Origin of the sequence: Mycobacterium colombiense (assembly GCF_003284975.1) — a bacterium.
GTDB classification, from domain to species: domain Bacteria; phylum Actinomycetota; class Actinomycetes; order Mycobacteriales; family Mycobacteriaceae; genus Mycobacterium; species Mycobacterium europaeum_A.
In genome coordinates this window covers 1-17556 of the sequence record NZ_QMEU01000014.1, presented here as the reverse complement: position 1 = coordinate 17556, position 17556 = coordinate 1, and the positions used below count along the sequence as shown (strand labels likewise).

Below are 17556 nucleotides of genomic sequence, written 5' to 3'. Positions count from 1 at the left end.
CGCCCCCGGGCCCGTCGCCCTTATGCTGACGGCGATGGCGAACCACGGCCCCGATCCCACCACGCCGCTGTGGCGCGCAGCCCAGGTGTTCCGGCTGCTGAGCTGCGTCTACGCCACCGGCTTTCAAATCGCGATTAATCCGGATCTCATGCGGCCGGTGCTGGGCTGGGTGCTCTTCGGCGCGCTGATCGGCTGGAGCGCGGCGTGCGCGGTCGCCTACCTGCGCGGCTTCGGGCGCCGGCCGGCGTGGGTGCTGGCCGAGCTCGTGGTCGTCGTCCTGCTGATGTGGTCGAACAGTCTCGTCGCGAGCCCGCACTGGGCGGCCGAGAACCAGACCTGGCCGACGACGTTGTGGGCGAGCAACCCCACGATCTCCGCCGCCATCCAGTTCGGTCCCGCCGGCGGAATGCTGACGGGTCTGGCGGTGATGGCCACCAACTTCGCCGTCAAAAACTACCTCGCGCTCAACCTCGGGCACAACGCCACCGTCATCATCGAACTGGCGATCGGCATGGCGATCGGGATGGCCGCGCAGACGGCGCGGCGCGCCCACGACGAGCTGCAACGAGCGGCCCAACTGAACGCCGCGGTGGCCGAACGCGACCGATTGTCCCGGCAGGTCCACGACGGAGCGATCCAGGTGCTGGCCCTGGTCGCCAAGAAGGGCCATGAGATCGGCGGCCCCACAGCAGAACTCGCCGACCTGGCCAGCGAGCAGGAGCGCGCGTTGCGGCGCTGGCTGGCGTGCACGGACATCGAGCCGGACGCCGACGGGGTGACGCTCGACCTGCGCGCACTGCTGCGGTGCCGGGAATCCGATCGCGTGTCATTCAGCCTGCCGGGCGCCCCGGTGCCGCTGGGGCGTTGGGCGGCAACCGAACTCGACGCCGCGGTGGGCAATGCGCTGGACAACGTCATCGCCCATGCCGGTCCGGACGCGCACGCGTACGTGCTGGTGGAGGACCTCGGTGATTCGGTCGTGGTCAGTGTCCGCGACGACGGGGTGGGGATTGCCGCCGGCCGGCTCGAGGAGGCGTCTCGTCAGGGACGCCTGGGCATCGCCCAATCGATCATCGGACGCCTGACGGCGCTGGGCGGCAGCGCCGAATTGCACAGCGCCCCAGGCGAGGGCACCGAGTGGGAATTGTGCGTGCCACGCGGGGAGGGACGCCATGGCGGATGACGAGACGCCGACGACCGTGATGGTCGTCGACGACCACCCGATCTGGCGTGACGCGGTCGCCCGCGACCTGGCAGAGGAGGGCTTCGCCGTGGTCGCCACGGCCGATGGCGTGGCCGCCGCGGGGCGGCGGGCCGCCGTGGTCAAGCCCGACGTGGTGGTGATGGACATGCAGCTGACCGATGGCGACGGTGCGCAGGCGACCGCCGCGGTGCTCGCGGTGTCACCGTCGACGCGGGTGCTGGTGCTGTCGGCCTCCGACGAACGCGATGACGTGCTGGAGGCGGTCAAAGCCGGTGCGACCGGATACCTGGTCAAGAGCGCCTCGAAAGCCGAACTGGCACAGGCGGTGACGGCCACCGCGGCCGGGCGGGCCGTGTTCACCCCCAGCCTGGCCGGGCTGGTGCTTGGCGAATACCGGCGCATCGCGCAGAGCAAGGACGACGGGCCCGCCCGCCCCAGCCTCACCGAACGAGAAACGGAGGTGCTGCGTTACGTGGCAAAAGGCCTGTCCGCCAAGCAGATCGCCGAGAGGCTGTCGTTGAGCCACCGCACGGTGGAAAACCATGTGCAGGCGACTTTCCGCAAGCTCCAGGTCGCCAATCGGGTGGAACTAGCGCGCTACGCCATCGAGCACGGCCTGGACGAAGAGCCGTGACCCGCGGGGCGGGCGGATAACCGCACCCACCCCGCGGGTCACCGACTCTGGGCTACCGCGTTGCGGCGTGATCGGCCCCGACCGGCACTGCGCCCTTGTGCTGGGCCATGATTCGCGCGCTCACCAGTGCGGTCACCACCACGGCCATGCACACCAGCCCGTCGTCTTTGAGGCCCCACCTGATCGCCGCGAGCAGCGCCACGCCGGCCACGCATAGCAGGGCACCGATGGCGACGCCCCGGCCCCGTGACGTCACCGCGGGCGCACCGTCCCAGCCGGACAGCGGGTTGTTCTCCAGCGGCCGCAGCGCGACGAACAGCACCGCCACCGTGACAAGAACGATGAGCACCTGCGCGAGGCCGATGGCGAGGAAATCCTGTGCGCCTGGAAAGCGCGGGCAGCCAAGGTAATCGAAGATCAGGTGCACACCCAGCAGCACCGGCATGTGCCACAGGTACAGCGTCATCGCGCCCGAGTTGCCGATGGCGGTCCACCACCACACTCGAGGCCGCTGCGCCCAGCGCGCGATCGCCGGTGCGGCCGCGATGGCCAACGCGCTCAGGATGATTGCGTGGCCGGCCAGCAGCAGTGATGGCGGACTGGTGTTGGACAGGTGGTGATCGCCGGTGCCGACCATGCTGATCTGATACGGCCCCCAGTGCACCAGCGCGACATCGACGGCGAGGAAGACGGCGGCGACGGTCAGCGCGGCGCGGCCACCGAGCAACCGGCGCCGGTAGGCCACACCGAACATCGCGGGAATCAACCAGACGGCCAGGTTCAGATAACCCAGCGGCATCAGCGCCGGCCACTGCAGGCGGATCACGTCGATCAGCGCGATCGTCCCGTAGACCGCCGCCACCCCGGCGGCCAGGCGCCCGGCCGTGGTGATGCGGTACAGCACCGGCATGGCGGCCAGCACTAGAACGTAGGCCCCCAGGAACCACAGCAGCTGCGTGCTGACACCGGCGATCGGCTCGTAGACGTGTTGCGGCAGCGCCCGATACAGCACGGTCAGCGTCACGGCCCAGAACGCCAGATAGTAGAACACCGGCCGGAACAGCCTGGTGCAGCGTCTCATCAGCCAGTCACCCCAGTTGGCGCCCGGCGCCCAGGAGGACACGCAGGCCGCCGCGCCGGCGAAGAAGAACAGCGGCATGATCTGCAGCAGCCACGTCATCGCCTGAAACAGCGCCGAGGTGGTGAGCAGGTTGTCCCAGATCAGGACGTTATCGCGGATGATGCTGGCCGCCATCACGGTATGGCCGAGCACCACGCCGACCAGCGACGTGATGCGGATGACGTCCAGGACGCGATCACGATCGGCCGGCGTACTCGCGGCAACCTCGGCGACGTCGGGAAACCTGACAAGAGTGGTCATGAGAGCGGAACTGCCCTTCTGTGGTGTGAACGCCGAAGCGTTGTGGTGGAGCAGGAATCGTGCGATCTGAAAAGCATCGCCGGTGGCGCGGGCGCGGGCCTGCGCACTTCTACGCGTAGGCGCTGAGTAGTTCTACTCAGCCCGCGGAGGTGAGCGGGTCGTAGTCGGCCAGCAGCTTTTCGATGCGGGCCTCATCGACTCGCACCCGGACGGTCGCGGCCTCCTGCTGGTCGCGGATCACCTTGGCCAGGGTGAACGCGCTCGACACCAGGAACAGGAAGGTGACACCGAGGAACAATCGCGGCCACGGGTCAAGCGGCAGGAAGTAGATCCCGCCGAGCGCGGCGACGAAGCTGATCGCGAACGCGACGGCGGCCTGAACGAAGAAGGCGGCGGTGGTTTTCGACGTGCTGTTGGGAATGGTCATGCCAAACAGACTGCGGCAGCACACCACCCGCGAGGATCCGTAAGACTACTCAGATTCGCCCGTGCGATCGGCCGGCCGCGCCAGCAGCACCGCAGCGGCGCCCGCGGCAGCCACCCCGATCGCGGCGACGATCACCGTCGCCACCTCCACCGAAGCGAACCCGGAGTCGGCGAGCGGTTTGACCACGGCCACCACGCCCAGGGCGGGCGTCACCAGGCGAACCCACCATGCCACCACGCTGTCCCCGGGTAGTCGTGAATTAGCCTCTGTGACACACACATACAGTGCCATCAGCAGCAGGGGTGCCGCGCCCAGGATCGCCAGGCCGATCCAGCGCGCGCCGTGCGCCGAGACGACGGCGCCGATCAACGCGACGAGGGCGACGACCGCCAGTCGCAGGCCCGCGCCGGCCGTCGCCCCGCGCATGACCGCCAGGCCGGCGGCGACGCGCACCGCGGCCCAGGCGGAAACCAACGCGGCGGCCACCGCCAACGCGAGGGTGGCCACCGCGAGCCACCGCCGGCCCTCGTCGGCGTAGAACTCGGGCACCGCCTCGGCCAACATCTTGGCGCTCCATCGCCACGGGCCTACCACGCCCTGGTGATCGCCCACCCACAACACCACCGCCGCCGCGGCCACCAGCACGACGGCCAGCGACATGGATCGCCCCGGCCTGGCAACGCGCGTGCTGCGGACGGTGAGCAGTTCGACGCCCACCATTCCCAGGCCGAAGCCGACGAGCTGGCCGGACAGCGGGCGCGGTGTTGCGGCCGTCCCGATGACGACGGGGTCGGTGCTCAGCGCGACGAGGGCGGTCACCGACACCGCGAGGCAGACGTAGAGGAGCAGGCCGGCGAGCACGAGCGGCAGCGCCAGCGTCGCCACGACGCGCGTCGACGCCCAACAGGCGGCGGCACCGACCACCACCGCCACGGCTGTGGCGCCGACCGGCAGCCACGACACGATCTTGACGGGGTCTTGATCGGGCCAAAGCAGCTGCAGCAGTTGCAATCCGAGCGTGGCCGCGAACTCCGCGGCCAGCACCAGGTAGGCAAGCAACTGAACGATGCCCGCGGCCGTCCCCGCTCGGGGGCCCAGGGTGGCGCCGATCAGTTCGGCGGTGCTGCGCGCGTGCGGCGAGTGGCCGCGCAGCCGCGCCAGCGCGTAAATCACCGGAATCATGACCGCCGCGCCCAGCAGTGCGCCCACCCCGTACCACGCCGCGGAAGCGATCACGGCCATGCTCAGCGCGGCGGCCCGCCAGGTTCCCAGCAGCGGCTCCCGCGAGCCCTGTTCCGGCCGCACCGGCGCGGGTAGCGATTTCTTCGGCATCGCCTAAGCATGACGTAGCGGCGCTGAAATGATCAACGAACGCGCCGCGGTCTCGCCCGCGAACCAGCAGCACGACGCCTTGCATATGACTTAATAATTCGCTTAGTATCTAAGCGACTCTTACCGGTGTGTCGAAAGAGGTCTCAGGATGCCCACGGCGGTCAAGACAAAGCGAACCCGTCTCCTCGACTTGCTGCCCGGCTCGCTCGCGCGTCGATACAGCACGGCCGCAGTGCTTTTCCACCACGCAGTCGCCGAGAAGTTGGGACTTGGCCCCACGGACACGAAGTGTCTTGATCTGCTGCGTGAGCGATCCGCGATGACGGGCAGCGAACTCGCCGCGGCCACCGGGTTGACCACCGGTGCGATCACCGGTGTGGTGGCGCGCCTGGAGAAGGCCGGTTACCTCCACCGTGAACCTCACCCGCAAGACGGACGCAAACAAATTCTGCGTCCGGTCGAGGCGCGGTTTCAACAGGTACACGACGTGTTCGAGCCGTTTCGTGGCGATCTCGCGACCCTGTTGTCGGAGTTCGATGAGCACCAGCTCAACGCCATTGCGCGGTTTCTCGCCGAAGGAACCGAGATCACGTTCAGACATGCGGCGCTACTGCGAGCTCAGCCGTTTTCTGCCGACGACGGACCGGGCGGCTATCGCGGCAAGGCGCCGCGATGAGCGTGCTGGAAGTCGAAGGGGCCCAGCTGTATTACGAGACCCGCGGCGACGGCCCCCCGATGTTGCTGATTCCCGGCGCCAACGGCGAGGCGGACGTCTTCGAGTCGCTCGCCGACAGATTGTCCGCACACTATCGGGTAGCGACATACGACCGGCGGGGCTTTAGTCGCAGTCGCCTTGACGGCCCACAGGATTACTCACGGCGATTGTCCACCGACGCCGCGGACGCGCGGCGCCTCATCGAGCACGTGGCGCGCGGCGGGGAGGCCACCGTCTTCGGTACCAGTTCCGGAGCCGTTGTGGCGCTGCGCCTGCTGCTCGAACACGCCGACGTGATCGATACCGTCGTGTTGTTCGAGCCGGCCGCCATGTGCTTGCATCCGCAGGGCCGGCAATGGATCGAGTTCTTCGCCGACGTCTATGACCTATACCGGCACGCGGGAACGGACCCGGCGTTGAAACTGTTCCGCGAACGCACATTCCCGGCGGTAGACCATGCGGTCATGCAACGGTCCAGAAATCCGAACTCCCCGCACGCGGTGGCGAACGCGGTCTACTGGTTCGAGCGTGAGCTTCGCGAGTACACCTCGGTGTCGGTGCACCCCGAAGCCCTGCGCCCCTGGGCCGATCGCATCGTCCCCGCGGTGGGGCGGGAATGTCGGGGCTATCCCAATTACGAGGTGAGCCGTCGACTGGGCCGCCTGCTCAACCGCGATGTGGTCGAAATGCCCGGCGGACACGTGGGTTTCGTCACCGATTGCGACGCGTTCGCCGAAGCCCTGCTCATCCGACTACAGCAGGAAACCTCGGCACGACGCGAAACGCTGTAAGAGCAGAACCGACCAGGTCGACGCGGAAGGCAGATGGCAGGATGGACGTACCGTTCACCACGCGATACGGGATCGAGGCGCCCTATTGGCCGGCGGGGTTCGCGCTGGGCGGTGTAGCGCTGCTGGCCGTGGCGCGCTCTCGTGGTTCCTGGTGGCGTGCTCCCGCGGCGGCGTTGTTCGCTCAGGCGGCGCTGTATCTGCACACCACGATGCGCGGAAAACACGTCGTGTGGCGCCGGGAACTGGACCGGTTGGCATTGAATGGTGATGAGCGCCTACTCGATGTCGGCTGTGGCAGCGGTGCGGTGCTGATCGCCGTCGCCAAGCGGCTCCCGCGCGGGCGAGCCGAGGGCGTCGACCTATGGCGCAGCAGGGACCAGTCCGGCAACGATCCCGCGCGTACGCGGGACAACGCCGACGCCCGCGGCGTGGCGGACCGGATCCGGCTGCACACCGCGAACATGACCGAATTGCCGTTTCCCGACGGCTCCTTCGACATCGTCACCTCAGCGCTTGCGGTGCACAACATCTCGAACCCCGTTGACCGTCGCCGCGCGGTGGCTGAGATGGCCAGGGTCCTCAAACCCGGCGGCAGGCTTGTCCTGGTCGACATCATGCACGTCACCGACTACGCAAGGGTTCTCGCTGACGCGATGACCAACCTCAACAGCCGCGGTCTCGGCATCAACTACTGGTATGGCGCCCCGTGGCTGCCCGCTCGCGTGCTGACGGGAATCCGGCGCTGACTTCAGACGTCGATCACGCGTCGATCACCACGCGGCCGGATTTCGCCCGGGAGACGCAGACCAGCATCTCGTCGTCACCTTCCGCGGTGCGCCCGCGGCGATCGACTTGCCCGCCAAGCACTTTGACCTTGCAGGTGCCGCAGAACCCCTGCTGGCAGGAGTACGCGGTGGTCGAATCGCGGTCGAGCATGACGTCGAGCGCCGACCGGTTCGCCGGCACCTCCAGCACCCGCTGCGAGCGGGCCAGTTCCAGCTCGAAGGGCACCCCGTCGACCACCGGCGGCGGGCCGAAACGTTCGTAGTGCAGCGGCGCGTTCGCGTGTTCGTTGCGGGCGGTGCGCACCGACTCCAGCATGGCGGTCGGGCCACACACGTAGACGGCCGTCGCCGGCCCGGCGCCGGCGAGCAAGTCCGACGCGGCCGGGATCCGGCCCCGCTCGTCGTCGGCCCACACCGTCACCCGGTCCGGGCCCACCGCAACCACCTCGTCCAGCAGCGGCATGTAATCGCGGGTGCGCCCGGCATACACGGCGCGCCAATTGATTCCGCGCTGCTGGGCCGTCTGGATCATCGGCAAAATCGGTGTCACCCCGATGCCGCCGATCACGAACAGCACCTCGCGCTCGTCGGTGACGAGATAAAACGCGTTGCGGGGACCCTCGAACTCGAACCTGTCCCCCACCTTGAAGGTGTCGTGCATTTCGATCGAGCCGCCGCCGCCGTCGGCGATGCGGCGCACCGCGATGCGATAGTCGGTGCGCCGGCCGGGCGAACCACACAGTGAGTACTGCCGGCGACGTCCCGACGGCAGCCGAACGTCGATGTGCGCGCCGGGCGTCCAGGACGGCAACAACCCACCGGCCGGGTCGGCCACCGTCAAGGCGACGACGTCGGGAGCCACAAGCTCGCGGTTGATCACCACCGCGGTGGTGGTGCGCTGCACGGGCTGCACGCGCGAGGACGTCCACCGCGACGCCGAGGCCAGCCCGCCGAACAGCGCGCCGACGCCGTACAACGCCGTGTACATGCGGTCACGCTTGCGCCGGCCGTAGAGGTCGGCCGGAATGCTGTCCCAAATGCTCTGTGCCACAATAGCCCTCACGCCTGGCCAATGCCGTGACGGTCCGCGGAGTGGGCGATCAGGTCGACCCACTCACCGGTGAGCCGGGCGATGACCTCCGGGTAGGCGCTGACCACCCAGTGGCCGCCCTCGATCGGGACGACCCTGCCGCCCTCCGGGATGGAGCCGGTAAACCGTTGCAGGGCGGGTGATACGAAGTAATCCTGGCGCGCGACGAGCACCTGCACCGCAACGGTGGTCTGCGGCAACCGCTTTCCGGGCGCGAGCATCGGCTTGGGCATGTTGGCGCGGTACAGGTTGAGCCCGTTGAGATAGTCGCGGATCGAGCGGCTGGTCGCGGCGCGCCGATGCCCGGCGCCCCGCGGCCGCCCGATGAGTTCCACCGCCGCAAAGACCGCCACGGTCGCCCGCGACCAGATCGCCAGCTCGGGCACGCCGGGGCACAGAAAGAACCAGATGTAGCTGGACGCCAAGGCCTGCTTGAGGACGTCGAAGACGCCGCGCGGCGAGCGCGGGGACCGCAGGAACCTGCCCGCGTAGTTCAGGTGCGGGCCCGAGATCGACGTGAACGAGGCAACCTTGTTCATCACCGCGTCGTCGGTGACCGCCGCCCAGGCCTGGATCGAACCCCAGTCGTGGGCCAACAAATGAACCTGGTCGACCCCGAGGCTGTCGATCACCGCGTCGATGTCCGAAACCAGCTGGCCGAAGCCATATCCCGCCCGCGTGGCCGGCTTCGACGATTCCCCGGCGCCGCGCACATCGTAGGCCACGACATTGAACCGGCGGCCCAAGATCTCGGCGACCCCGTCCCACACGTGGTGGTTATCCGGGTAGCCGTGGATGGCCAGGATTGTCGGACGGCCCGGGTCGATCTCGGTGTAGGCGTGCACCGCCAGTCGCACGCCGTCGGAGGCGGCGACCGTGGTTGGAGCCACTTCGGTCGTCATCGTCAATGCCGTTTCAGTGCGAGGCCCGGGCCGCGGGCGACCGGGCCAGGTAGTCGACGGCGCGCCCGACTCCGCCGAGCTGGGACGGATGAAAACTCGGTGTGTAGTAGGCGCCGATGACCCGGAGGAACTGGAACGGCCCGGGCACCAACCCGCGCCGCGCCGCGCGGAAGTAGTCGCGCCAGCGCGGCGTGGTGCCGGGCGGCAGGTAGGGATCGACCGAGTACATGAACCGCACACCGCGGACGAACAACCACAGCAGCGCCGGCGTGATCAGCAGCTGCGTGCGCACCTGCCGCCAGTACCCGCCGCGCAGGTGCTTCATGGTGTCGAACGCGACCGCCTTGTGCTCGACTTCCTCGGCGCCGTGCCAGCGCAACAGGTCGAGCATCACCGGGTCGGTGCCCATGGCGTCATGTTGCGGGGTGTCCAGAATCCATTCGCCGAGGATCGCGGTGTAGTGCTCGAGGGCGGCGACCATCGACACCCGCTCGAGCAACCAGCTCTGCCGCCGGCGGCTGCTCCACGCCGGCCGGTCACCGATGAGTTGGGTGAACAGCCAACGCATTTGGTCGGTGAACGGCGTCACGTCGATGCCTCTGGCCGCGAAGTGTCCGAGCACCCCCGCGTGCGCCTGGGAGTGCATGGCCTCCTGGCTGATGAAACCCTGCACATCGCGGCGCAATTGATCGTCTTTGATCAGCGGCAAGGTGTCCTTGAAGGCGCCGACGATGAATTCCTCGCCCGCGGGCAGCAACAAATGCAGCACATTGCAGAAGTGGGTGGTGAACGGTTCGTTGGGCACGTAGTAGAACGGCAGCGTCGACCAGTCGAAGTCGACGTCACGCGCCTGCAGGACGATCCGCTCGTGGTCGAGCGCGGCGTCATGCGGGCCCGTTGCCTTGTCATCGACGGTGAACATCGCCATCCCTTCGTCCGTCTGGCCTGTACCGGTTAGGCGCTGCGTTGCGCGTCGTCCTCTACCTCAGTGATCAGACGCTCGCTGCGCAAGAACCGGACCAGATGATCGACCGTCTCGGTCAGGGCCGGCTCACGCAGGCGGACCTTGGTCAGGCCCCGCCGGTGGCGGTACTGGGTGTTGTCGTAGCGCTTGTCGCGCATGGCCGCGATCTTGTCCGCCGACCGGGTGAGGAAATCGACCAGCGGATACATCTGGTCGTTCGGCGTGCAGCGGCGGTTGAGCTGCTCGGTGAACGACGGGATGTCGTGGTACTCAAAGCGATACCCGTAGCGTTCGGACAGGATACGGGTGACGTCGGTGAGGTTGTGATAGTCGTCCGCGGTCATGTTAAAGACGCTGCCCGACTCGTCCGGCAGGCCCATCAGCGTGACGATGTGATCCGCGATCAAGTCCGCCGGCAGCAGGCTGATCTGGTTGAGCGCGTTGACGGCGACCCCGTGCTCGATCATGAACGCCGTCAGGCGCACCAGGATGTCGTCCTGGCTGCCGAAGCCCGCCCGGGTGGGCGAGATCAGCGAGGGTCGGTAGATGCGGACGTCGAGCCCCTTGCGCTGCGCGGCCAGCGCCAGCTGCTCGCCGACCCACTTGGTCTGCGAGTAGCCGAAGTCCAGGCCGGCCATCTTCTCGTTGGCATCCCATTCCCCGACCACCGGCTCGGTGCTCCAGCCGTAGATGAACGTGCTGGAGACGAGGTGGAAAGCCTTGCGGTGGTTGATCATCGCCAGCCGCAGCAGCTCACGGGTGCCCTCCACGTTAGCGGGCCGCAGGGCGTCGTAGGTGCGCACGTAGTTGACCAGTGCGCCGTTGTGCACGACGACATCGACGTCGCGCGCCAGTTGCTGGAAGGCCGCCTCGCCGATGCCCAGCGCGGGCTGGGCGAGGTCGCCGCAGATGATGCGCACCCGGGCGCGGACATCGGCTTCCAGTGCCGGGGTCCAGAGCTGGGCGCGGCGCAGCGACGCGACGATGCGGTCCAGGCCGTGCGCGGGGTCGGTGGCGCGCACCAGTGCGTGCACGGTGTAGGAGGTCCGCGACAGCAGGCTGCTCACCAGGAACGGCCCCAGGAATCCGGTCGCGCCCGTCAGCAACAGGTCGGTGGGCTCGCCCGGCCGCGCCGGCGCCAACTCCGGCAGCGGCAGCGCCGCGTCGGCCCGCATCTGGGCGGCCTCGTGGGCCTCGTACTCGGCGGAAATCGTGTCCAGCGCCCGGCGCAGGGCCTCGAGCGGCTGGCCGGATCCCTCACCGAATTGCCTTATCAGGCCGAAGAATTCGGAGACCGTCAGCCGCTGGAGCAGCCGGGTGTTGACCTCTTCGGCGAGCTCCCCCGCGCCGTTCTCCTCCAGCAGGGCCTGCAGGTCCGTGCGGAGCTCGGCCAGCGCCAGCGAGTCGATGCCGAGATCGGCGAACGAGCAGTCCTCGTCTCCGGTGAGGTCGTAACTCTCGATGAGGTTGCCGAAGCGTTCCAGCGGACCGGCGCCGGCACCCAGTTCGCCGTGCGTCCGGTTGGCGGACTGGTTGATCCAGGTGGCGAAGGCGCGCAGCTCGTCGTCCAGCCACAGCTGGCGCGTCGAAGCGCGCCGGATCTTGCCGGACGTGGTCTTGGGGATGCTGCGCGGCGGCGCGAAGACGATCGCGTGCGGATCGATGTGGCAGTGCCGGCGGATCGCGCGGGCCACGGACTTGGCGTCGGGAAGGTTGTGCTCGTCGCGCACCTCGGCGACGACGATCAGCGCTTCGGACTCGTCGTGCTCGACCGAGAAGGCGGCGACGCAGCCGCTCCGGACGTGCGCGGCCGTGCGCTCGACGACGGCTTCGATGTCGGAGGGGTAGCAGTTGACGCCGCGGACGATGATCAGGTCCTTGCTGCGGCCGCAGACGAAAAGCTCACCCTCGTAGAGGAAACCGAGATCGCCGGTGCGCAGGAAGGTGTGTTCGTCATCGCCGACGATGCGGGCGCCGAACATCTCGGCGGTGAGCTCCGGACGGTTCCAGTAGCCGGCGCCCTTGGAGGGTCCGGCCAGCCAGACCTCGCCGACCCGCCCGTCGGGCAGCGCCTGGCGCGATTCGGGATCGACGATGCGGACCAGCGTCTCCTCGATGGGCTTGCCGCAGCTGACCAACGCGACCTGGTTGCTGTTTTCCGGCAACGCCTTTTCGACGCGCGCGACGTTGCGCTCCAGCCCGCGCTTGTTGACCGCGATGGTCTGGCGCCCGCGGATCGACACGATCAGGGTGGATTCAGCCATGCCGTAGGCGCCCGTCAGCGCCTCGGGCCGCAGGCCGTACTCGGCGAACCGCTGCCGGAAGCGAGCGAAGGTGTTGGCCCGCAGCGGTTCTGCGCCCACCACGATGCATTCGAGGCTGCTCAGATCCACGCCGGCCAGCTCGGCGGCGGGCAGCTTGTCCTCGCGCAGGCAGTATTCGAGCGCGAAGTTGGGTCCGGGGGTGTGGGTGGCGCGCACGTCGCTGATGAGCCGAAGCCACGACGAGGGCCGGGCGAGGAAGTCCAGAGGCGACATCGCGTGGGTGGACCCGCCCAGCAGCACGATGAACATGTAGGCCGAGATCAGACCCATGTCGTGATGCTGCGGCAGCCACGAGGCCAGCACCACGTCGCCGGTGAAGGCGGAGCCGTTGGCGATGACGTTGGCGTGGGTGACGACCACACCCTTCGGATTGCTGGTCGACCCGGACGTGTACTGCAGGAAGAGCACCTCGCCGGGCGTGTCCGCGACGGGGGCGCCGCCGAAGTCCTGGGCGCCGTCGGTGGCAAACCAGGGCAGGTCCGGCAGGCCGGCGTCGGACTCGTCCGTCCACACGCCCTGCCCGCGGCGCTGGCCGAGCAGCAGGCGGAAGTCGTACTCGAACTGCTTCGTCGACAGCACCGCCGTCGCCTGGCAATCGCGCGCGATGAAGCTGAGCTTGGCCAGCCCGGAATCAAAGGACATCGGCAAGGGCGGGCTGACCGGAACGGCGATGACCCCGATGCGCGCGCACGCATATAGCGCCGCGATCATTTCCAGACCGGGCGGGTAGACCAGCAGCGCACGATCGCCGGACTTGAGGCCGGCCTCGGTGGACAGGTAGGCGGCCAGCTCGCGGGTGCGTTCGGCGAAGGCCTGGTAGGTGTAGTGCTCGAGTTCGCGGCCGTCGGCATCGACGAACCGGAAGAGGGTTTGGTCCGGCCTCTGCGCTTCCCACATCTGCAGGTAATCGATCAGTGTCTCCATCGTAGGAGTGATCCCCCTTCCAGGTTGGCTCAGCCCGAGAACGACTTCCGTCGTGAATATAAAGACTAATGTAGCGCCGCCAGCCCGTCCTGAGCAAAGCGTCGAGCCGCATTAAGGGCCGTCGCACACCACATTCACAGGTGAAACTTAAATGGCAGAATTAAATGCACTAATGCTGATATCCGCGCATACGGACTTCAGTATCTCAGTGGCGGACGAGCTGGTGTTATGCCGCGTCGACCACCTGAGATACTGAACTACGTATCTACGAATTCGCGCAATTCGATACCGTCGGCGACCGGACGCACGGTCGGGGAATATTATTACGTTGGTCACGCCTAATGGCGAAATTGCAAATCGAAAAACGCAATTCGATCGACGCCGGAGAACCCGCCACGGCGGCCGCCCGCCGAACGGCCGGGCTAGGCGGGCCGGGCGATGCGGATACGCGGGCCCGGCCGGGCCACCAGTTTGACGATGCCCAGGAAGCGCTCCCCGTCGATGATGGGCGACAGCGGTTCGTCCTCGGCCTCGATGACCATCTCACGGCCGTTGACATCGCGTAGCCCGGCGCCGCGGAGCATGCCGTTGGTCAGGGCCGTCGGAAGCTGCACGACGATCCTGGACGGCCGCAGGTATCCGGCCTGAAAATGCAGCGCACCGGGCTCGGAAGCCTTCGGGAACAACCGAAGTGGGCCGCCGATGCGCAGGTCGATGGCGCCGGCGTGCAGCAGGCTGTGCGTGCGCGACGGGACCTCGTCGCCGTCGATCACCACGCGCGCTTGCGTCGGGGTGAACAGGATGGACGCATAGTTCGGCGTCTTCACTCGACTGGGGGCGACCTTGGAGGTGATGTAGTCGCCGAAGCTGCGAGCGATCACCCGCGCGACGGCCAGCCGGCCGTGATCGGGTGAGTCGTAATACCGGTCGTAGAAACGGTTTCCGACGCCGCCGGCGGCCAGCCCGAAGCAGAGCCGATGAAACGCCGCGCCGTCGGCGGTGGCGCCGTCGAGCACCAACGTGTCCAGGTCCACTTCGGGCGGGGGTCGATCGGTTTCGGCGGCCGCGGTCAGCGCGCGGATGATCGCCTCGGGCCGCCCGCGCACCCGGGCCTTGCGGGCGACGGCGTTGACGCTGCCGCCGTTGGTCGGGACGAACGCGGGCCAGCGTTGCGGATCCCCGATGCAGTGCTCGACCTCGTTGATCAACCAGTGCAGGGCGCCGTCGCCGCCGTCGCCCACCAGGTGGGTGACGCGCGGCGCCAGCTGCGCGATGGTGTCGTGCAATTCCTCGATCGAGTTGGTCTCGTGCACCTCGCCCCAGGGGCCGACGATGCGACGCAGTTCGGCGATGCGATCGCGGGAAGCGGAGCGATTTTTCCGCGCTTTCGGATTGACGATGACGCCTAGATGCATCCGGCGATCCCCGCGGCGGGTGGGGTTTCGCTGGTCATCCCAGGCACGATACCTGGGCGCGGCGGGTGACCGACATCGCTCCCGCCCGTCGCCGCAGGGCCCGTCGGCCCACCGGTCGGGGTCGCAAGTGCGAAGTTAGGGTGGCTGCCATGGCCGATTGGACCGCAGCACAGCTGCCCTCGTTCGCCGGACGGAACATCGTCATCACCGGGGCCAACGCCGGGCTGGGCGAGGTCACCGCCCGCGAGTTGCTCCGGGTGGGTGGCCACGTCATCCTGGCCGTCCGCAACACCGACAAGGGCCACGCGGCCGCCGCTCGCATGATCGGTTCGGCAACCGGTCCGGCGACCGGGACGGCCGAGGTGCGTCAGCTCGACCTGCAGGACCTGTCGTCGGTGCGGCGCTTTGCCGAGGGCATCGACAAGGTCGACGTCCTGATCAACAACGCCGGCATCATGGCCACCAGGCACGCGGTCACCGTCGACGGGTTTGAGGGTCAGATCGGCACCAACCACCTCGGGCATTTCGCCTTGACCAACCTGCTGTTGCCCAAGCTGACCGACCGCGTGGTGACGGTGTCCTCGCTGATGCACCACTTCGGCTACATCAGCCTCAAGGACCTGAACTTTCAGTCCCGGCCCTATTCGGCCTGGCTGGCCTACAGCCAATCGAAGCTGGCGAACCTGTTGTTCACCAAGGAGCTGCAGCGGCGGCTGGACGGCGTCCCCACGTCGCTGCGGGCCCTGGCCGCCCACCCCGGCTGGTCGCAGACGAACCTGCAGGGCAACTCCGGCCGGAAACTGGGCGACGCGGCGGTGCTGGCCGTCGACCGGATCGTGTCCACCGATGCCGACTTCGGCGCCCGCCAGACGCTGTACGCGGTCTCGCAGGATTTGCCGGGCGACACCTTCGTCGGGCCGCGGTTCGGCCTGTACGGCCGTACCCAGCCCACGTGGCGGAACTGGCCGGCAAAGCGCGCGGGCACCGCGAGCGCCCTGTGGGAACTGTCCGAGCGGCTCACCGGGACGACGTTCCCGCTCTGACGCCGTCTTCGCTGGCTCGGTGACCTTCGACGCGCCGGTCGTCCGGGTCGTGACTAGATTGGATGGGTAGCGGCACCGCGCCCAACGAGGAGGTAAGGCCATGTCGGACGCGCATCTGGCGGCCATTATCGCCCTCTGCGCCGCGCTGGCGTCCGCGATCGGCAACGTGGTGCGGCAGCGTTCCGCGCAGGAGGTCACCGACAAGCGGGTGGGCCACCTGACGTTGTTCGGCATGTTGCTGCGCGACAAGCGTTGGTGGCTGGGCGGTTTGGGGGACATCGGCAGTTACGTGCTGCTGGCCGCCGCGCTCGACAAGGGCTCGGTGCTGCTGGTGATGTCGTTGCAGGTGACGGCCCTGCTGTTCGCCCTGCCGATCTATTCGCGGATGACCGGTAACCGGATCACCCGCCGGGAGTGGACCTGGGCGCTGGTGCTGGCGGTGGCGTTGGCGGTGCTGATCGCGGTCGGGGACCCCACCGGCGGCCAGCAGCGGGCGCCGCTGCACATCTGGATCGTGGTCGCCGTGGTAATCGGCCCGCTGCTGTTGCTCGGGCTCCTGGGCGCGCGGATCTGGGCGGATCGCCCGGTCGCGGCGCTGCTGTTGGCGGCCGTCGCCGGCACGCTGCTGGCGGTGTTCGCCGTGCTGATGAAGGGCGTGGTCGACGTCCTGGAACACCACCCCGGCCAGGTGTGGGTGTCATTCGAGCTGTACGCGCTGGTGTTCTGCGGAGCGGCCGGGATGATCTATCACCAATCGGCGTATCGAGCCGGCGCGCTCACCGCCTCGCTGCCGACGATCATCGTGGCGAAGCCGGTGGTCGGCGGGATCCTCGGCATCATCGTGCTCCGCGAGACGTTGGCAGCCGGCGGCTGGGAATGGTTTGTGCTGGCGGCGACGCTCGTCGTGGTGATCGTCGCGACGGTCGGCTTGGCCCGCGGTGAGGCCGCCTCCATGTCGGCCGGCGCGGGCCGGGACGTAAAATCCAGCGCCCGCCCCACGGCGACCACCCAGGCCTGAGATAGTCCGAAAAGGGTTGCCGGAAAGGCGTTCTCACGACGCCGGCGTCCGCTCAGGGGTTGATGGTGTTGTCGCCGACCTGGCGGCCCCAGACGTATTCGATGGCATACGGCGACCCGGTGTCGAGGTGGTTGTAGGGCGCGATGCTGTTGCCGGTGTCCATGATCAGCTCCGGTGCGGGCCACAGGTCGCGGGTGACCTTCTGCCAGCAGCCCGGCGCACCGCCCGGCCCGCCGCGCGCGTTCACCCGCGGCAGGTTCTCCGGCCAAATGTACGGGTTGGGCGCGCCCCCGACGACTCCGGCGACACCGCCGACCAGCGACGCGATGACGGGCACCGCGGATACCGGGTTCGCGATCAGTCCCAGCCCGGAGAGCACCTCGGTGTCCATGTTCAGCGAGTAGCCGTTGAACCCGCCCTCGGCCGCCCCGGTGGCGGGCAGCGCATCGTGTTCGCTGCGCATCAGGCAGTAGATTTCGGGGCTGTAGGTGTCCAGCAGCTGCGCCGAGGGCACCAGGTCTTCGGCGCCGCGCGCCAGATACGGCCCGGCCTTGTTGAACAGCTCGGCACCGGTGTTACCGAACCCGGCCGCCGACAACAACGCCCG

Annotated in this window: 16 protein-coding genes; 7 read left to right on the top strand and 9 right to left on the bottom strand. The window is 68.3% G+C overall.

The annotated features are described in order from the left end of the window. The first annotated feature begins 22 nt into the window (after window positions 1–22). On the top strand, window positions 23–1183 hold the full coding sequence (macS, locus tag DQP58_RS07465) for a MacS family sensor histidine kinase (RefSeq protein ID WP_112707818.1): 1161 nt from the start codon (window positions 23–25) through the stop codon (window positions 1181–1183). Continuing rightward, the gene (locus tag DQP58_RS07460) at window positions 1173–1838 is read left to right on the top strand and encodes a response regulator (protein ID WP_112707817.1); all 666 of its coding nucleotides are present in this window, start codon (window positions 1173–1175) and stop codon (window positions 1836–1838) included. The genes macS and DQP58_RS07460 overlap by 11 nt, the downstream gene beginning before the upstream one ends. A 52-nt stretch (window positions 1839–1890) precedes the next feature. On the opposite strand, the gene DQP58_RS07455 is transcribed toward DQP58_RS07460, so the two are convergent. The 3 genes from DQP58_RS07455 to DQP58_RS07445 form a co-directional block, all read right to left on the bottom strand. Further along, complete coding sequence (locus DQP58_RS07455) at window positions 1891–3219, bottom strand: acyltransferase family protein (RefSeq protein WP_112707816.1); 1329 nt, start codon at window positions 3217–3219, stop codon at window positions 1891–1893. A gap of 136 nt (window positions 3220–3355) precedes the next feature. Then, a complete protein-coding gene (locus DQP58_RS07450; RefSeq protein ID WP_112707815.1) occupies window positions 3356–3646 on the bottom strand; it encodes a YiaA/YiaB family inner membrane protein in 291 nt (96 codons plus the stop codon). 45 nt (window positions 3647–3691) lie between these two features. Further along, complete coding sequence (locus DQP58_RS07445; RefSeq protein WP_112707814.1) at window positions 3692–4978, bottom strand: hypothetical protein; 1287 nt, start codon at window positions 4976–4978, stop codon at window positions 3692–3694. Between the two features lie 148 nt (window positions 4979–5126). Here DQP58_RS07445 and DQP58_RS07440 point away from each other — a divergent pair, with 148 nt between their 5' ends. The 3 genes from DQP58_RS07440 to DQP58_RS07430 are packed head-to-tail and all read left to right on the top strand — an operon-like array spanning window position 5127 to window position 7230. After that, the gene (locus tag DQP58_RS07440; RefSeq protein WP_112707813.1) at window positions 5127–5654 is read left to right on the top strand and encodes a MarR family winged helix-turn-helix transcriptional regulator; all 528 of its coding nucleotides are present in this window, start codon (window positions 5127–5129) and stop codon (window positions 5652–5654) included. Further along, window positions 5651–6484, top strand: coding sequence for an alpha/beta fold hydrolase (locus tag DQP58_RS07435; RefSeq protein ID WP_112707812.1), 834 nt, complete (start codon window positions 5651–5653; stop codon window positions 6482–6484). Before DQP58_RS07440 ends, DQP58_RS07435 begins: the two co-directional genes overlap by 4 nt. A gap of 41 nt (window positions 6485–6525) precedes the next feature. Then, window positions 6526–7230 carry a class I SAM-dependent methyltransferase gene (locus DQP58_RS07430; RefSeq protein WP_112707811.1) on the top strand — a complete coding sequence of 235 codons (705 nt, stop codon included), beginning with the start codon at window positions 6526–6528 and terminating at the stop codon, window positions 7228–7230. Window positions 7231–7243: 13 nt separating this feature from the next. On the opposite strand, the gene DQP58_RS07425 is transcribed toward DQP58_RS07430, so the two are convergent. From DQP58_RS07425 to DQP58_RS07405, 5 genes are all read right to left on the bottom strand, one after another. Next, on the bottom strand, window positions 7244–8320 hold the full coding sequence (locus DQP58_RS07425; protein ID WP_112707810.1) for a PDR/VanB family oxidoreductase: 1077 nt from the start codon (window positions 8318–8320) through the stop codon (window positions 7244–7246). A gap of 8 nt (window positions 8321–8328) precedes the next feature. Then, window positions 8329–9261 carry an alpha/beta fold hydrolase gene (locus tag DQP58_RS07420; RefSeq protein WP_112707809.1) on the bottom strand — a complete coding sequence of 311 codons (933 nt, stop codon included), beginning with the start codon at window positions 9259–9261 and terminating at the stop codon, window positions 8329–8331. Between the two features lie 13 nt (window positions 9262–9274). After that, a complete protein-coding gene (locus DQP58_RS07415) occupies window positions 9275–10183 on the bottom strand; it encodes a metal-dependent hydrolase (protein WP_112707863.1) in 909 nt (302 codons plus the stop codon). 32 nt (window positions 10184–10215) lie between these two features. Beyond that, window positions 10216–13473 (bottom strand): thioester reductase domain-containing protein, encoded by a 3258-nt coding sequence (locus tag DQP58_RS07410; protein WP_112707808.1) that lies wholly within the window; start codon window positions 13471–13473, stop codon window positions 10216–10218. A gap of 422 nt (window positions 13474–13895) precedes the next feature. After that, window positions 13896–14888, bottom strand: coding sequence for a diacylglycerol/lipid kinase family protein (locus DQP58_RS07405; protein WP_112707807.1), 993 nt, complete (start codon window positions 14886–14888; stop codon window positions 13896–13898). A gap of 149 nt (window positions 14889–15037) precedes the next feature. Between DQP58_RS07405 and DQP58_RS07400 the strand changes: the two genes are divergently transcribed. Together DQP58_RS07400 and DQP58_RS07395 are read left to right on the top strand one after the other, a co-directional pair. Beyond that, window positions 15038–15931 carry an oxidoreductase gene (locus DQP58_RS07400; RefSeq protein ID WP_112707806.1) on the top strand — a complete coding sequence of 298 codons (894 nt, stop codon included), beginning with the start codon at window positions 15038–15040 and terminating at the stop codon, window positions 15929–15931. A 100-nt stretch (window positions 15932–16031) separates the two neighbouring features. Beyond that, window positions 16032–16949 (top strand): DMT family transporter, encoded by a 918-nt coding sequence (locus tag DQP58_RS07395; RefSeq protein WP_112707805.1) that lies wholly within the window; start codon window positions 16032–16034, stop codon window positions 16947–16949. A gap of 52 nt (window positions 16950–17001) precedes the next feature. Here DQP58_RS07395 and DQP58_RS07390 read toward each other — a convergent pair. Continuing rightward, on the bottom strand, window positions 17002–17556 hold a 555-nt coding region (locus tag DQP58_RS07390), incomplete at its 5' end, for an MCE family protein (RefSeq protein WP_205869366.1).

What these genes read in the sequence shown, in the direction of transcription:
- DQP58_RS07420 (WP_112707809.1), bottom strand. Translation starts at nt 9,261, where the DNA reads ATGACGACCGAAGTGGCTCCAACCACGGTCGCCGCCTCCGACGGCGTG.
- DQP58_RS07455 (WP_112707816.1), bottom strand. Translation starts at nt 3,219, where the DNA reads ATGACCACTCTTGTCAGGTTTCCCGACGTCGCCGAGGTTGCCGCGAGT.
- DQP58_RS07410 (WP_112707808.1), bottom strand. Translation starts at nt 13,473, where the DNA reads ATGGAGACACTGATCGATTACCTGCAGATGTGGGAAGCGCAGAGGCCG.
- DQP58_RS07445 (WP_112707814.1), bottom strand. Translation starts at nt 4,978, where the DNA reads ATGCCGAAGAAATCGCTACCCGCGCCGGTGCGGCCGGAACAGGGCTCG.
- DQP58_RS07430 (WP_112707811.1), top strand. Translation starts at nt 6,526, where the DNA reads ATGGACGTACCGTTCACCACGCGATACGGGATCGAGGCGCCCTATTGG.
- DQP58_RS07415 (WP_112707863.1), bottom strand. Translation starts at nt 10,183, where the DNA reads ATGTTCACCGTCGATGACAAGGCAACGGGCCCGCATGACGCCGCGCTC.
- DQP58_RS07450 (WP_112707815.1), bottom strand. Translation starts at nt 3,646, where the DNA reads ATGACCATTCCCAACAGCACGTCGAAAACCACCGCCGCCTTCTTCGTT.
- DQP58_RS07440 (WP_112707813.1), top strand. Translation starts at nt 5,127, where the DNA reads ATGCCCACGGCGGTCAAGACAAAGCGAACCCGTCTCCTCGACTTGCTG.
- DQP58_RS07395 (WP_112707805.1), top strand. Translation starts at nt 16,032, where the DNA reads ATGTCGGACGCGCATCTGGCGGCCATTATCGCCCTCTGCGCCGCGCTG.
- DQP58_RS07405 (WP_112707807.1), bottom strand. Translation starts at nt 14,888, where the DNA reads ATGCATCTAGGCGTCATCGTCAATCCGAAAGCGCGGAAAAATCGCTCC.
- DQP58_RS07435 (WP_112707812.1), top strand. Translation starts at nt 5,651, where the DNA reads ATGAGCGTGCTGGAAGTCGAAGGGGCCCAGCTGTATTACGAGACCCGC.
- DQP58_RS07400 (WP_112707806.1), top strand. Translation starts at nt 15,038, where the DNA reads ATGGCCGATTGGACCGCAGCACAGCTGCCCTCGTTCGCCGGACGGAAC.
- DQP58_RS07460 (WP_112707817.1), top strand. Translation starts at nt 1,173, where the DNA reads ATGGCGGATGACGAGACGCCGACGACCGTGATGGTCGTCGACGACCAC.
- macS (WP_112707818.1), top strand. Translation starts at nt 23, where the DNA reads ATGCTGACGGCGATGGCGAACCACGGCCCCGATCCCACCACGCCGCTG.